Here is a 14,533-nt window from a genome sequence, read left to right on the forward strand (position 1 = left end):
CTATGTTTTCAGCTTTTTCTTTTTTGCTGCGGGAAACAAAACATTATTTAGAATTAAACGATACCCGGGAGAATTAGGATGTAAATCTAAAACAGTAGGAGGATCTCCCACCTGATGTTGGAAGTCTTCAGGATCATGACCTCCGAAAAAAGTAAACATTCCTTTTCCTTTTTCTCCATGAATGTATCTTGATTCTCCATTCAGCTCGCAAGTTCCCATTATTAAAACATTAGATTTTATCAAATCGGTATCAAATGAGGTGGTTTGTCCCATAAACCCTTTCACCAACTGTGTATGATTCTGGCATAACATACTAGGTATTGGATCCCATTTTGCAGAAAACTCCATTAAAGAAAAATAATCTTTCTCCATAGGAATCTTACGTTTTGAAGTCATGTCAATATCTGAGAATTCATAAACCTCTGGTCTACGTTCTAAGGTAAAATCTTTAAATGCAAATGAATTTCCGTAATTCAATTTTGATTGATAATTAGATTCGCTGGCATCACCATCAAACATAGCTTCACAAATATCTACTCCATCTGCCGAAAGCGCAATATCAAAACTATCCGTGGCAGAGCACATTGCAAACATGAACCCGCCTCCAATTACAAAATCTCTAATTTTTTTTGCAACAGCGCCTTTTTCCTGAGAAACTTTAGGGTATCCTAATTTTGCAGCCAAAGCCTCGGCATCTTTTTTCTGCTCAATGTACCAGGGCGTATTTTTGTAAGCAGAGTAAAACTTACCATATTGCCCGGTAAAATCTTCGTGGTGCAAATGCAGCCAATCATAAAGAAGCAGCTGATCACTTAAAACCTCTTCATCATAAATTGGTGTAAAGGGAATTTCGGCATATGTTAAAACTAATGTTACAGCATCATCCCAAGGCTGTTTCCCTTTGGGTGTATAAACTGCAATTTTAGGCGCTTTTTCTAAAATAACAGATTCCATATTTTGGGAAGGACTTGAAATATCATTTAATATGGAAGCCTCTTCAGCATCCGAAAGAATTTCAAAACTCACACCTCTAATCTTACATTCTTTACGAATTTCATCGGCATCCGGAAGCAAAAATGAGCCACCACGATAGTTTAAGAGCCAACTTGCTTTATAATCTCTACTTAAACACCAGTAGGTAATTCCGTATGCTTTCAGATGGTTCTGTTGTGTAGTCTCGTCCATTGGAAGCAAAATAAACGAGGCCTTTGCTGTGAACGAAAGTAGCAATATGAAAATATAAACTAAGCACTTCTTCATTAGAATTTTATTTTAGTAAAGATATAAAGGAACCTTTGAAAAACACAACAGATGTTTTGGTTTTATAAGGCTAAAAATGTTAAAAAAAACTTGAAAATTATTATACCCAATTGCTAAAATCACGTAGAAACACCTATTTCACAAAAGCACATTATCCTTACATTTGCTCTCCCCGGTCATCAAAATAATCAATGAAAAAGACAAAGGCATGAAGCTTAATGATGGTAATAAAGAACCAAAGGGATTGAATATGATACAAAAAATAGGAATCGTTGTACTTGTGTTAATTATAGTTTTGTACTACGCACTTTCAATACATTACTTAACAAGCTAATAGACTTAGATTGTTAAAACAGCAATTTCATTCTGAATTGCATAGACTACCAAACCGGCAATATTCTTAGATTCAGTTTTAAGTAGTAAGTTGTTACGGTGTCCTTCTACGGTTCTGGGACTCAAATACAGATGGTCTGCAATTTCTGAAGTTGTTTTTTGCTGACAGATAAGTTGAAGAATCTCTATTTCACGCTGCGAAAGAAAGCCCGTTTCCAGGTTTCCTTTTGGAGTCTTGCTGGAGATGATTGTTTCCTGAATAGTTTGAAGCACGCTTTCATTATAATAAAAGCCTTTTTTGGCAACCTGATTGATGGTATGAATTAAATCTTTTGGAGTAGTATTTTTTATTAAATAAGCCACTGCTCCCACCTGAATCATATTGGCAATAAATGATTTTGTGTCATAACTGGTAAGCGCAATAATTTTAATTTCAGGAAATGATTTTCGGATAATTTTTGTAGCCTCGACACCATTTAAAATTGGCATCTTCAAATCCATGATAATAATTTCTGGTTTAATCACGCAATTATCTAAATTAGACAGAAGTTCTTCTCCGTTAGATGCTTCAAAGATAATATCGATATTATCTTCTCTTTGCAATAAAAAAGCAATTCCTTTACGGAATAAAACTTCGTCATCGACTAAAGCAATTTTAATAGCGGCACTCATTTGATTTTTGTTTTTGGTCGTTTGGTAAGCCGAAATTACAAAATATGAAGCGAAAAAAAGTACTACAACCGCATTATATTAAGTAAAAACCCAATTTATTACCATATTTTAACCTAAAAAGTAAAAACGACGCTAATTCCATTGCCCGTTTCAGAATGAATTTCGATTGTTCCTTTCAAAAAAGAAATACGGCTATCAATGTTTTTCATCCCCAATCCTTTCTGATTTTCAGAATTCTCGGTATCAAAACCAATTCCGTTATCTTTATAATAACAAGTCTGAATTTCATCTTCCATCTTAAAATCAATCCAAATTTCAGTTGCTTTTCCGTGACGTAAAGAATTGTTCATTAGTTCCTGCAAAATTCGGAAAACATGCAAATGACGATCAATATCTTTAGGTTCAAATTCAATTTCATTGTAATAATGCACTTCTACCTTCTTGCTGCTTTCAAACTCATCACAGAGTTCACGTACACCGGCATTCAGCCCAAATTTTTCAAAAACAGGGGGCAATAAATTATGTGCAATTTTTCGAGAGTTCTCGAGTGCTCTTGCGGTAAGACTTATAATGGTTCCCGTAATCTCACTGATCTCCGCTTCGGTTAAGTTTGGCGACGAGAGTATATGTGAATTTAATGATACAATATTCAGCTTAGAACTGATATCATCATGCAAATCCTGTGCAATTCTTTTTCGTTCTTCTTCCTGAGTTACAATAACGGCATGTACTTGTTCTTTACGGTATTGAATTTCCAGATCTCTTTTTTCTACTTCTTTCTGGATAATTTTCTTTCTGGAAAAATAAAAAAACGCTATTAAAAAAAAAGCCACAATCATAAAAAAACATGATGTGTACAGGATTATGGCAACTATCTCTTTTTCGTAAACCGGGCTTGCACTCATATCTGGTTATTTATTTTCTTTTTTTGGGTTAAAACTTACTTTCCATTCATATAAAATAAAAAGATAATATACCATTACAAAAAAAGCATTTAATCTCCATGTAAAATATTTCAAATCATCACTTAATCCGAGGGTAAGATTACCAACTAAAAAAAGAACTGTACTTACCAGTAAGTAAAAAGACAATCCAATTGTAAAGTAATAATACTGCCTGTCATCCGTTAGCATATTATAAAAATGCAATAAAGCATAAACAACGCTTAATAAAGAAGTTGCTGTAATAGCAAACAAGTTAAATTTAAAAAATTGATCTGTATTAATTAAACACTGAATAGCCAGAACTAATAACATAAACGTCAAGCTCCAGTCTACAAATGCTTTTTGTCTTTTAATTCCTAAAATTGATTTATAAAACAGGCCTAATAAAACCATTTGTCCGATAAAATAAGTATTTACGAGGAACAAATTAATAATCTGAAAGCGATACAGCAGCTCCATCGTGAATTGAATAACAAACAAAAACACAACATAGGCTGTAAAAAAAACATTAGCTTTTTCCTTTAGGAAAAAGCTATATGTATATAAAATCAGGTTGACTAACAGTACAAAATAACCTGAAAATATTAGAAAATTATCCATTTATTATTGGTTCATTGGACTATCCGGATCAGTGTATGGCGGACATGGACGAGATGCATCGTAAAGAACATCTTCTCCATCACCAGCAGTTCTTGCACCTGCAAGAGATTGCTGTTGTTTGAAAACATCTACATAAATACCTGTTTTTGGGTTCAGTTTTGTACCAACAAGCATTAAATTTTGCTCTCCTGCATTATTAATACCCACATAAGCACGTACTGCATCAATATCCTGATCCAATACCAGTTTTATACTCTCTAATGGAATTAAATAAGCATCAACTTTCTTTTTATTATCTTCTTTCGCATTTCGAAATTTTCGGGCCCATTCCTGACCTACAGCTAAACTGACTTCAACTGATCCTAAGTTTTTTTCTTCTGACATAATTTAAATTTGTTTTTGGGTTAAAATTTAATTTAAAATTGCTTTGTGCAATTGTTTGGCTAAACTACAGAATTTTCTAGGAAAAGTATTAATATTTATACATAAAAAAAGCCTCAAAATGAGGCTAAATTGTTTTATTAAAACGGAACATCACTGTCATCGTCGTCGTCGTTTAAGTTACTACCAAAAGCTTCATTGGCAGAAGGCAGGTTTTTAGTTATAAAAGGATTATCCTCATGATTCATTTTAGACGGTAAATCATCATAGCTTCCTGAAAAATCATCAAGGTTATCAAACTTACCAAGATGTCCGATAAATTTCAATCGAATATTCTCGATACCACCATTACGGTGTTTAGCAATCATTATCTCAGCCTGACCTGTAGTTGGCGATGCTTCATCATCGTCCCATTCTTCAATTTTATAGTATTCCGGTCGGTATAAAAACGATACAATATCAGCATCCTGCTCAATCGCTCCAGATTCACGAAGATCTGAAAGAAGTGGACGCTTACTTGATCCACGCGTCTCAACAGCACGTGATAACTGCGAAAGTGCAATTACCGGTACATTTAACTCTTTTGCCAGAGCCTTTAAGTTTCTGGAAATTGTAGAGATTTCCTGCTCACGATTTCCTCCTCCTTTATTATTTCCTCCGGCAGTCATCAATTGCAAATAGTCGATGATTATAATTTTGATACCATGCTGTGAAACCAAACGGCGGCACTTTGCCCTTAAGTCAAAAATAGAAAGTGACGGTGTATCATCAATAAACAAAGGAGCTTTTTCTAGGTTTTTCACCTTGGTACTCAACATTTCCCATTCGTGAGGCTCTAATTTACCTGTACGTAGTTTCTCTGATGACAATCCTGTTTCGGAAGAAATAAGCCTCGTAATCAGCTGAACAGAGGCCATCTCCAGCGAGAACAAAGCCACTCCGTGCCCGTACTGAATTGCGATATTTCTCGCCATCGAAAGTACAAATGCTGTTTTTCCCATCGCAGGTCTCGCTGCAATAATAATTAAATCGCTGGGCTGCCATCCAGAAGTCAGTTTGTCCAGATTAGTAAAACCGGTCTCAACACCACTTAAACCTTCTTGTTTCGCAATTTCTTCGATCTTCTTTTTAGCCTGAAGTACTAAACTCTGAGCAGTTTCAGAACTACGTTTGATGTTTCCCTGTGTTACTTCATACAATTTTGATTCGGCCTGATCCAGCAAATCAAATACATCTGCAGTTTCATCATAAGACGCTTCGATAATTTCAGATGAAATTCGAATCAAACTTCTTTGAATGAATTTTTGAAGAATAATACGAGAGTGAAATTCGATATGCGCCGAAGAGGCAATTTTTTGAGTCAGCTGAATTAAATAAAAATCTCCTCCGGCCAATTCTAATTTTCCATTCTTCTTCAATTGAGTCGAAACAGTCAACAAGTCAATTGGCTGTGTTTCGGTAAAAAGCTGAACGATCGCTTCAAAAATAAATTTATGTGAATCTTTATAAAAAGCATCAGCTTGCAAAATATCAATTACATCATCAACCCCTTTTTTATCAATCATCATTGCCCCAAGAACAGCCTCCTCTAAATCAAGAACTTGCGGTGGAAGTTTTCCTTTTTCTAAACTAATAATTGTGGTTTTATCTACCTTTACAGGATTTACATTTTTGAAATTTTCCATATAGCGAAAGTAACAAAATTTAAAAAAAAATTGCTATTGAGTTATAACTATTAATTGTTTATAAATATGTTTTTTTTGTTCATAACCAAAAAAAAATCCGAAACTGTAAGGCTTCGGATTTTAATTAATTTATAAGAATTTACTCTTTATACTCCCCCATCTTACTGTATTTGTCCATTCTTTGGGCAATCAGATCATGTGTTGATAAGTCTTTCAATTCATTATATCCTTTAGTGATGTACTCCGCCACTGTTTTAAAAGTAGTTTCGCGGTCGTAGTGTGCTCCACCTAGTGGTTCAGGGATCACATCATCTACTAATTTTTGTTTTTTCATATCAGATGAAGTCAATTTTAAAGCATCCGCAGCACGTTCTTTGTACTCCCAGCTTTTCCATAAAATTGAAGAACAAGATTCCGGAGAAATTACAGAATACCAAGTATTCTCCAACATGTATACTTTATCTCCAACACCAATTCCTAAAGCTCCTCCCGAAGCTCCTTCACCAACAATGATGGTGATAATAGGAACTTGTAAACGAACCATTTCAAAAATGTTTCTGGCGATCGCTTCTCCCTGACCTCTTTCTTCGGCTTCAAGTCCTGGGTATGCACCCGGAGTATCTACTAAAGTTAAAACAGGAATTCCAAACTTTTCAGCCATTTTCATCAAACGTAAAGCTTTACGGTATCCTTCAGGGTTTGCCATACCAAAATTACGATACTGACGTGTTTTTGTATTAAAACCTTTTTGCTGACCAACAATCATAAACGACTGACCATTTATTTTTCCTAATCCGCCAACCATCGCTTTATCATCTTTAAAGTTTCTGTCTCCATGAAGCTCTAAAAATGTATCTCCGCAAATTGCTTTGATATAATCTAAAGTATAAGGTCTATTTGGATGTCTTGACAGCTGAACTCGTTGCCAGGCTGTAAGATTTTTGTATATTTCTTTCTTTGTTTGTTCTAATTTCTTGTTGATTTCCTTGCAGGTAGGTGTTACATCAACATCAGATTCTTTTCCAATTATAACACACTTTTCTAACTGTTCTTCAAGTTCTTTTATTGGAAGCTCAAAATCTAAATATTCCATGGATTTTTGAATTTTGTTTGTAAATCGAACCGCAAATATAAAAATATTATATCATTGGTTGAATTAAATCGTATTTAAAATATAAAAATGTAATTTAAAAATAAGGAAATTATTACACTTCTTTCTTATTTTTATAATGTTTAAAAACGCCATTTAAGATAACTGTAATTACGATTATCAGGGCGCCAATATAAAATTCCGTGCTCATTTTTTCTTTTCCGCCAAGAATGAAATAGGCCAGTACAATTCCGTAAACCGGCTCTAAATTAGTCGTTAACATCACCGTATAGGGAGTTAACTTCTGCATAACTTTCACCGAAGCTGTAAAGGCATAAGCGGTACAAACCGAAGCCAAAAGAAGTAATAAACCCCAGTTGTTTAGCGACAAGGTAAAAAAGTCAGCATTGAATTTTCCTTGTACTAAAAAATAAATTGAAATAAAGAAAACTCCCGCAGCAAACTCATAAAAGGTAATTACCGAAGGATCATGTTCTGTTATTAATTTTCCGTTCATTAAAGTAAATAAAACACCCAGAATAATAGCTGCCAACGCATAATACATACCATTCAGATACTTCACCTCTACCTTCATTATTAACGCTAAACCTGCTATAATAATCAATCCGAAGAATACCTCGTAGAATAAAATCTTTCTTCCGTAAAAAAGCGGTTCTAACAACGAAGCAAAAAAAGCACCTAAGGAAAATATCGAGAGCGTAATCGAAACATTGGAAACATGAATGGCTCTAAAAAAGAAAATCCAATGAAGAGCAATCAACAGTCCCACAAAAATTAGCTTCGCAAAAGAGCTGGCCGAAATTATAAAAGATTTTTTCTTGTACACAATAAAAGCAGCTAGAAAAACTCCTGCAAGAAGCATTCTGAACCAAACCAAATTTTCGGCATCAATGGTTATTAAAGCACCCAGAATGGCCGTAAAACCCCAAATAAAAACAATTAAATGAAGATTTAAATAACTTTTTAAATTATCGTTTCGCATTACGTAGTAGGTAAACTGCCAAAATTCCGAAAACAATATTCGGAAACCAAACAGCTAATAAAGGTGAAAAGGTAGATTTTTCGGCAAGTGTTCCAAATATTTTATCAAAAAACACAAATGAAAAGGCTATTGCAATTCCGATAGCCAAATTGGTTCCCATACCACCACGACGTTTCATTGACGAAACTGCCACAGCAATAATTGTGAGGATAAAAGCAGAAACGGGTACACTGTATTTTTTATAAAGTACGACTAAATAGGTATTAATATTCCCAGAACCTCTTTTACGTTCTTTCTCAATAAAATCAATTAGTTTGCCCAATGGAAGGGTCTCTGCAATATAAACTACCGGAGTTAAATCGGCCAACTCAAATTTGAAAGCCACCCTTTTTTCCGGATTTTTTTCGATCTGATCATTTAATTCTCCCAGCGTTCTTTTTGTATAATCGTACAAATTGTAGGTCTTTGTTTTAGGATCCCATTTAATACGGCTTGCGGTAATTTTATACGTTAACTTTTCACCTTCAAAATGCTCTAACGTAAAATTAAAAGCTGTTTTAGATTCTTCATTAAAGCTATTGACAAAAATAAAATCGTTGTCGTTAATCTGTCTGTATACGTTTGTATTATTACCAAGCATTTCTACTTTTCCATTACCTTTTAGATAAGTATATCTAAAGTTATTGAACCCTTCGCTGGCTGCAGGAACAATAAAAAATCCCATTAAAAGCACAAAAACCGAAACGATTGAAGCACCAATAATATAAGGTCTTAAAAAACGTGAAAACGAAATTCCGGAACTTAAAACCGCAATAATCTCTGTATTATTTGCCAGTTTTGAAGTAAACCAGATTACCGACAAAAACAAAAATATCGGAAACAGAGAGTTCGCAAAATAAACCGTAAAATTGTAATAATAGATTGCAATCGCGCTAAACGGAATTTTATTTTCCAACATCTTATTCACCTTTTCAGAGACGTCAATTACAATTCCAATCGGAATAAATAATAAGATCATCACCGAAAATGTGGCTAAATATCTTTTTAAAATATACTTATCTATTATCGTTAACATAGTAAAGTTTAATCGATTATTTGTTTAACCGTTTAACCGAATAAACGATTAAACAAATCAACTTATTTTAAAGTCTTTGACTCATATTTTTAACCATCATTTCTTTCCATGGTCTAAAATCGCCTGCTAAGATATGTTTTCTGGCTTCACGAACCAACCACATATAGAAACCAAGGTTATGAATTGTTGCAATTTGTTTTCCTAAATATTCATTTGCTGCAAACAAGTGACGCAGGTAGGCTTTTGTATATTCTGTATCTACAAAAGTATGCCCCATTTCGTCAATTGGAGAAAAATCAGCTTCCCATTTTTTATTTTTGATGTTAATGGTTCCGTTTGCAGTAAACAACATACCATTTCTGGCATTACGGGTTGGCATTACACAATCGAACATATCGATTCCTAAAGCAATATTTTCCAGGATATTAATCGGAGTTCCAACTCCCATTAAATAACGCGGTTTGTCTTCCGGCAAAATTTCACAAACCACTTCGGTCATAGCGTACATCTCTTCTGCAGGCTCCCCCACAGACAAACCTCCAATAGCATTTCCTTGTTGTCCTGCATTTGCAATATACTCTGCTGACTGACGACGCAAATCTTTATAAGTACTTCCCTGAACAATTGGAAAAAAGGTCTGCTCGTATCCATATTTATAAGGTACTTTATCCAAATGGTTGATACAACGATCTAACCAACGGTGGGTCATGTGCATTGACCGCTGTGCGTATCTGTAATCACATGGATAAGGTGTACATTCATCAAAAGCCATAATAATATCGGCTCCAATGGTACGTTGAATTTCCATTACACTTTCCGGTGAAAAAAAGTGATAAGAACCATCAATATGTGATTTAAACTTTACTCCTTCTTCCTTAATTTTTCTGTTATTTGAAAGTGAATACACTTGGTACCCCCCAGAATCAGTCAAAATATTACGGTCCCAATTCATAAATTTATGCAATCCGCCTGCTTTTTCAAGAATTTCAGTCTGCGGACGTAAATACAAATGGTAGGTATTTCCAAGGATAATATCCGGATTGATATCCTCTTTAAGTTCTCGTTGGTGTACCCCTTTAACAGAAGCCACTGTACCAACAGGCATAAAAATAGGCGTTTCGATTACGCCGTGATCTGTAGTAATACTTCCCGCTCTTGCTTTAGATTGCGGATCTTTTTGTAATAAATCAAACTTCATCTGTTTCTTTTTTCAGTCGGCAAAGATAAGCTAATTTCAGAGAAAACTAATTAGATAATTTGGCAATTAGAAAATTAGATAATTTACATTGTTGGATTACTGGATTGTTCGATTTTTAAACAGTCCTATTATTTAGACAACTTTATTTTTGATACAAAAGAAACCTGAAACTTGAAACCATAATGCGTATTTATCATGAAAAAAATCTAAATTTGATAAAACAGAAAATCCGCTTAATCTCCTCTATAAAAAAAGACAAATACAATGAATTTAGCGCAAAAACTTGGATATCCCGAAAACACCAAACTATTAATCATTCATGCCGACGATGCCGGTTTATCCCATTCCGAAAATCAGGCCACAATAAAAACACTTCAAAATGGTTTTGTAAATTCCTACAGCATCATGACCCCTTGTCCGTGGTTTTTCGAGATGGCCAATTTTGCCAAAAACAATCCCCAATACGATTGTGGCGTCCATCTCACATTAACCTGCGAATGGGAGAATTACAAATTCGGCCCAGTTCTTCCGCTTTCAGAAGTTTCAAGTTTAACCGATCAAAATGGCCATTTCTATAAATCCAGAGCTGATTTTAAAAGTCATGCAAAACCATCAGAAATCAAAAAAGAACTAACCGCTCAAATCGAAAAAGCATTACAATTTGGAATACAACCTACCCATTTGGACTCACACATGTGCAGTATTGGTGTAACTCCTGAGATTTTAGAAATCTACAAAGAACTTGGAAGACAATACAACTTACCGGTTTTTATCAATAAACAATTTCTTGAATCCATTAGCTTATCTAACGAAGAGTACAACTTCGACGACATGCTTTTAACCGATAATCTTTTACTTGGATATTATAACGATTTTGAAAAAGGGGAATTAAGAAATTCGTATTCCAAAGCCTTGGACAATGCTATTCCGGGTTTAAATGTATTCTTGCTACATCCCGCCTATGACGATTTTGAAATGCAGGGCATCACCGTAAACCATCCTAATTTTGGTTCGGCCTGGCGCCAAATCGACTTTGACTTTTTCACTAGCGAAGAATGCGGCAGAAAACTAAAAGAAAACAACATTCAATTGGTTACCTGGCGAGAGATTGGATCAATTAGATAATTAGATAATTTGACAATTAGCCAATTCCTCTTTGAAATCATGGCCTTGCCTTTTTTGTCTTTACAAAACCAAAACAACCCATTTTTTCTCCATATTGACGCAAAAAAGTGGGATAATTTCATCATTAGCGCAAACTAAACCGGAAAATCATTTGTCTCCCCGCAAAATAAAAATTACTTTTGCACCAGTTTAACTTTTACACATAAAATGAAGCCTAACACACAACAATTAAGCGATTTAACTATCCAAGTAAGAAGAGATATTCTTCGAATGGTACATGCTGTCAACTCAGGTCACCCAGGTGGTTCATTAGGTTGTACTGAATTTTTGGTAACACTGTACCAAAACATTATGGAGCGTAAAGAAGGTTTTGATATGGACGGAATTGGAGAAGACATTTTCTTCCTTTCAAACGGACATATTTCTCCTGTATTTTATAGCGTACTAGCACGTAGCGGTTATTTCCCTGTTTCAGAACTTGCCACTTTTAGATTACTAAACTCACGTTTACAAGGACATCCAACAACTCACGAAGGATTACCTGGAGTTCGCATGGCTTCTGGTTCATTAGGACAAGGTTTATCTGTAGCTCTTGGTGCAGCTCAGGCAAAAAAATTAAATGGTGACAATCATTTGATTTATACTTTACACGGAGATGGTGAATTACAAGAAGGTCAAAACTGGGAAGCTATCATGTATGCTTCTGCTAAAAATGTAGACAACCTTATTGCAACTATCGACGTTAACGGAAAACAAATTGACGGAACAACTGACGAAGTTTTGGCAATGGGAAGCCTTCGTGCAAAATTTGAAGCTTTTGACTGGGACGTTCTTGAAATTAAAGAAGGAAACAATATCGATGCTATCATTGCAGGTTTAAACGATGCTAAATCAAGAACAGGAAAAGGAAAACCGGTTTGTATTTTGTTATATACAGAAATGGGGAACGGAGTTGATTTTATGATGCACACACATGCATGGCATGGTAAAGCACCAAACAACGATCAGTTGGCAAGTGCTCTGGCTCAAAACACATCAACTTTAGCAGACTATTAAAAACAGCTTTAAGCCTTAAGCAGTAAGCTTTATGCCTATTGCCTACAGCCTATTGCGTACAGCAAAAAAACAAAAATGAAAAAATACGAAAATACAGGAAGTAAAGATACTCGCTCGGGTTTTGGAGCGGGAATGACTGAACTAGGTCAAAAAAACGAAAAAGTTGTAGCATTATGTGCTGACTTAATTGGATCATTAAAATTTGATGATTTCAAAAAAAATCACCCAGAGCGTTTTTTTCAAATTGGTATCGCTGAAGCAAATATGATTGGTATTGCTGCAGGTTTAACCATTGGAGGAAAAATTCCTTTCACAGGAACTTTCGCTAACTTCTCTACAGGAAGAGTTTACGATCAAATTCGTCAATCAGTTGCTTATTCGGATAAAAATGTAAAAATTTGTGCTTCTCACGCTGGTTTAACACTAGGTGAAGACGGAGCAACACACCAAATCCTTGAAGATATTGGATTAATGAAAATGTTACCCGGAATGACTGTAATCAATACTTGCGATTACAATCAAACTAAAGCAGCTACTTTAGCATTGGCAGATCACCATGGTCCTGCTTACTTGCGTTTTGGCCGTCCGGTTGTACCTAACTTTACACCTGCTGATGAGCCTTTCGTAATTGGAAAAGCAATTTTATTAAACGAAGGAACTGATGTAACCATTGTTGCAACAGGACACTTAGTTTGGGAAGCCCTTATCGCTGCTGAAGCTCTTGAAGCAAAAGGAATTTCTGCTGAAGTAATCAACATCCACACTATTAAACCTCTTGACGAAGAAGCCATTCTAAAATCATTGGCTAAAACAAAATGTGTGGTAACTGCAGAAGAACACAACATTCTCGGAGGTCTTGGAGAAAGTGTTTCAAGAGTATTAGCTTTAAACAATCCTGCACCGCAAGAATTTGTAGCTGTTAACGATAGTTTTGGTGAATCTGGAACTCCGGAACAACTAATGGAAAAATACAAATTAAACAACCAGGCGATTGTTGAAGCTGTAGAAAGAGTTATCAAAAGAAAATAATTATTTCATTTTCTTACTTTATAAAAAACCTCGAAAATTACTTTTCGAGGTTTTTTTTCACAACTGATTGTCAAATCATTAATACCAGGATACATTAACAGGCATTGCATGCCCTACCACCGTACAAATAAATGTACCAGAAATAGCATAATTTATATGCGGATTAGCAACAGGAGCTATAAATCTCCACTCTGCTAACAGATACATCTGAGAACCTGATACCGTTGCAGCGGGAAAACTTAACCTATTAGACCAAAAAGAATGTCCGATATCACAAACTGAACAATGAAAACCAACTGTCGTCAAAGTTCGTGGATACATATTCTCTTTCCAACTACATCTCCAAGTAGAGCAAGATCTATATTGCATCGTAGTTCGCAAATACATTTTGCTCGTCTGAACAGAATTAGTACCACTAAAATAAATGGTTTCATTAAATATTTCAACAACATTTCTATGCCTTGTACCATTCACATTAACTTCTTCACTGACAAATGTTTTTACCAAGTTCTCATTTGGCATAATCCCTCTCCCTGTTCTTTTCCCAGCAGAATCTGCCATACCCAACAACTGCCCGTACACCTCCAATTTATCTTTAAGACTAAAAAGTTCTTCTGGAGTTTTGTTAACTTCATTTTCTGATAATAAATAAAAACTACGCTCGTTAAGCCATAACATTTTATTTCCTATCTTCACTTTTGATTCTGCATTTAAAATTGATTTTAATGCATCTGAATAAATCAATCTGGATTTTGATATAATATCTTCCTGTATCACCACTGAATCATTTGAAGTATTCAACAATGCAGTTACTTTTTTATCAGAAATCCACTTTTGAAGCTGATCTTTACTTAAGATTGCTAAATCCGAATACTCTTTTACAAAAGATTCCTCATCTTTAAATGATAACATTTTACCATCTAAAACCGACTCAGAGCTTACTGCAGACTGAGCAACATTCTGATTTTCCTGATCCTCACTACCACATGACAAAGCCGTCGCCACTAAAAACAATGCAAATAATTTTTTCATTTCATTATATTTAAATATTATCCTACAATAATACATAATAAAATAAGATT

At 34.8% G+C, this 14,533-nt stretch carries 14 protein-coding genes; 3 read left to right on the forward strand and 11 right to left on the reverse strand.

The annotated features are described in order from the left end of the window. The 10 genes from OGZ34_RS00190 to tgt form a co-directional block, all read right to left on the reverse strand. A complete protein-coding gene (locus OGZ34_RS00190; protein WP_173967613.1) occupies window positions 1-1,260 on the reverse strand; it encodes an asparagine synthetase B in 1,260 nt (419 codons plus the stop codon). Window positions 1,261-1,599: 339 nt separating this feature from the next. After that, window positions 1,600-2,265 (reverse strand): response regulator transcription factor, encoded by a 666-nt coding sequence (locus OGZ34_RS00195; RefSeq protein WP_173967612.1) that lies wholly within the window; start codon window positions 2,263-2,265, stop codon window positions 1,600-1,602. A 113-nt stretch (window positions 2,266-2,378) separates the two neighbouring features. Next, window positions 2,379-3,170: a sensor histidine kinase gene (locus tag OGZ34_RS00200; RefSeq protein ID WP_173967611.1), complete on the reverse strand. Its 792-nt coding sequence runs from the start codon at window positions 3,168-3,170 to the stop codon at window positions 2,379-2,381. A gap of 6 nt (window positions 3,171-3,176) precedes the next feature. Beyond that, window positions 3,177-3,809 carry a hypothetical protein gene (locus OGZ34_RS00205; protein WP_173967610.1) on the reverse strand — a complete coding sequence of 211 codons (633 nt, stop codon included), beginning with the start codon at window positions 3,807-3,809 and terminating at the stop codon, window positions 3,177-3,179. 3 nt (window positions 3,810-3,812) lie between these two features. Next, window positions 3,813-4,193 carry a hypothetical protein gene (locus tag OGZ34_RS00210; protein ID WP_173967609.1) on the reverse strand — a complete coding sequence of 127 codons (381 nt, stop codon included), beginning with the start codon at window positions 4,191-4,193 and terminating at the stop codon, window positions 3,813-3,815. A 137-nt stretch (window positions 4,194-4,330) separates the two neighbouring features. Next, window positions 4,331-5,875 carry a replicative DNA helicase gene (gene dnaB / locus OGZ34_RS00215; RefSeq protein WP_173967608.1) on the reverse strand — a complete coding sequence of 515 codons (1,545 nt, stop codon included), beginning with the start codon at window positions 5,873-5,875 and terminating at the stop codon, window positions 4,331-4,333. 139 nt (window positions 5,876-6,014) lie between these two features. Then, a complete protein-coding gene (locus OGZ34_RS00220) occupies window positions 6,015-6,968 on the reverse strand; it encodes an acetyl-CoA carboxylase carboxyltransferase subunit alpha (protein ID WP_173967607.1) in 954 nt (317 codons plus the stop codon). Window positions 6,969-7,080: 112 nt separating this feature from the next. Then, entirely contained in the window at window positions 7,081-7,968 is an 888-nt protein-coding gene (locus OGZ34_RS00225) for a DMT family transporter (RefSeq protein ID WP_263361810.1), read from the reverse strand. Next, entirely contained in the window at window positions 7,955-9,043 is a 1,089-nt protein-coding gene (locus tag OGZ34_RS00230; protein WP_173967605.1) for an LptF/LptG family permease, read from the reverse strand. Before OGZ34_RS00230 ends, OGZ34_RS00225 begins: the two co-directional genes overlap by 14 nt. A gap of 67 nt (window positions 9,044-9,110) precedes the next feature. Then, window positions 9,111-10,241: a tRNA guanosine(34) transglycosylase Tgt gene (tgt, locus tag OGZ34_RS00235; RefSeq protein WP_041515562.1), complete on the reverse strand. Its 1,131-nt coding sequence runs from the start codon at window positions 10,239-10,241 to the stop codon at window positions 9,111-9,113. A 264-nt stretch (window positions 10,242-10,505) separates the two neighbouring features. On the opposite strand from tgt, the gene OGZ34_RS00240 reads away from it, so the two are divergent. The 3 genes from OGZ34_RS00240 to OGZ34_RS00250 all read left to right on the forward strand — a co-directional run bounded on the left by OGZ34_RS00240 (window position 10,506) and on the right by OGZ34_RS00250 (window position 13,451). After that, window positions 10,506-11,366: a polysaccharide deacetylase family protein gene (locus tag OGZ34_RS00240; RefSeq protein ID WP_263361811.1), complete on the forward strand. Its 861-nt coding sequence runs from the start codon at window positions 10,506-10,508 to the stop codon at window positions 11,364-11,366. A 207-nt stretch (window positions 11,367-11,573) separates the two neighbouring features. Next, on the forward strand, window positions 11,574-12,422 hold the full coding sequence (locus OGZ34_RS00245) for a transketolase (protein ID WP_173967603.1): 849 nt from the start codon (window positions 11,574-11,576) through the stop codon (window positions 12,420-12,422). Between the two features lie 75 nt (window positions 12,423-12,497). Beyond that, on the forward strand, window positions 12,498-13,451 hold the full coding sequence (locus OGZ34_RS00250) for a transketolase family protein (protein ID WP_173967602.1): 954 nt from the start codon (window positions 12,498-12,500) through the stop codon (window positions 13,449-13,451). 78 nt (window positions 13,452-13,529) lie between these two features. Here the strand turns inward: OGZ34_RS00250 and OGZ34_RS00255 are convergent, their stop codons facing one another. After that, complete coding sequence (locus tag OGZ34_RS00255) at window positions 13,530-14,483, reverse strand: hypothetical protein (RefSeq protein ID WP_263361812.1); 954 nt, start codon at window positions 14,481-14,483, stop codon at window positions 13,530-13,532. Window positions 14,484-14,533: the final 50 nt, after the last annotated feature.

This window comes from Flavobacterium collinsii (assembly GCF_946903285.1).
In the GTDB taxonomy this organism is placed as follows: Bacteria; Bacteroidota; Bacteroidia; order Flavobacteriales; family Flavobacteriaceae; genus Flavobacterium; species Flavobacterium collinsii.

Coding starts and splice junctions, on each gene's coding strand:
- OGZ34_RS00250 (WP_173967602.1), top strand. CDS start 12,498: ATGAAAAAATACGAAAATACAGGAAGTAAAGATACTCGCTCGGGTTTT.
- OGZ34_RS00245 (WP_173967603.1), top strand. CDS start 11,574: ATGAAGCCTAACACACAACAATTAAGCGATTTAACTATCCAAGTAAGA.
- OGZ34_RS00210 (WP_173967609.1), bottom strand. CDS start 4,193: ATGTCAGAAGAAAAAAACTTAGGATCAGTTGAAGTCAGTTTAGCTGTA.
- OGZ34_RS00200 (WP_173967611.1), bottom strand. CDS start 3,170: ATGAGTGCAAGCCCGGTTTACGAAAAAGAGATAGTTGCCATAATCCTG.
- OGZ34_RS00205 (WP_173967610.1), bottom strand. CDS start 3,809: ATGGATAATTTTCTAATATTTTCAGGTTATTTTGTACTGTTAGTCAAC.
- tgt (WP_041515562.1), bottom strand. CDS start 10,241: ATGAAGTTTGATTTATTACAAAAAGATCCGCAATCTAAAGCAAGAGCG.
- OGZ34_RS00230 (WP_173967605.1), bottom strand. CDS start 9,043: ATGTTAACGATAATAGATAAGTATATTTTAAAAAGATATTTAGCCACA.
- OGZ34_RS00225 (WP_263361810.1), bottom strand. CDS start 7,968: ATGCGAAACGATAATTTAAAAAGTTATTTAAATCTTCATTTAATTGTT.
- dnaB (WP_173967608.1), bottom strand. CDS start 5,875: ATGGAAAATTTCAAAAATGTAAATCCTGTAAAGGTAGATAAAACCACA.
- OGZ34_RS00255 (WP_263361812.1), bottom strand. CDS start 14,483: ATGAAAAAATTATTTGCATTGTTTTTAGTGGCGACGGCTTTGTCATGT.
- OGZ34_RS00240 (WP_263361811.1), top strand. CDS start 10,506: ATGAATTTAGCGCAAAAACTTGGATATCCCGAAAACACCAAACTATTA.
- OGZ34_RS00220 (WP_173967607.1), bottom strand. CDS start 6,968: ATGGAATATTTAGATTTTGAGCTTCCAATAAAAGAACTTGAAGAACAG.
- OGZ34_RS00190 (WP_173967613.1), bottom strand. CDS start 1,260: ATGAAGAAGTGCTTAGTTTATATTTTCATATTGCTACTTTCGTTCACA.
- OGZ34_RS00195 (WP_173967612.1), bottom strand. CDS start 2,265: ATGAGTGCCGCTATTAAAATTGCTTTAGTCGATGACGAAGTTTTATTC.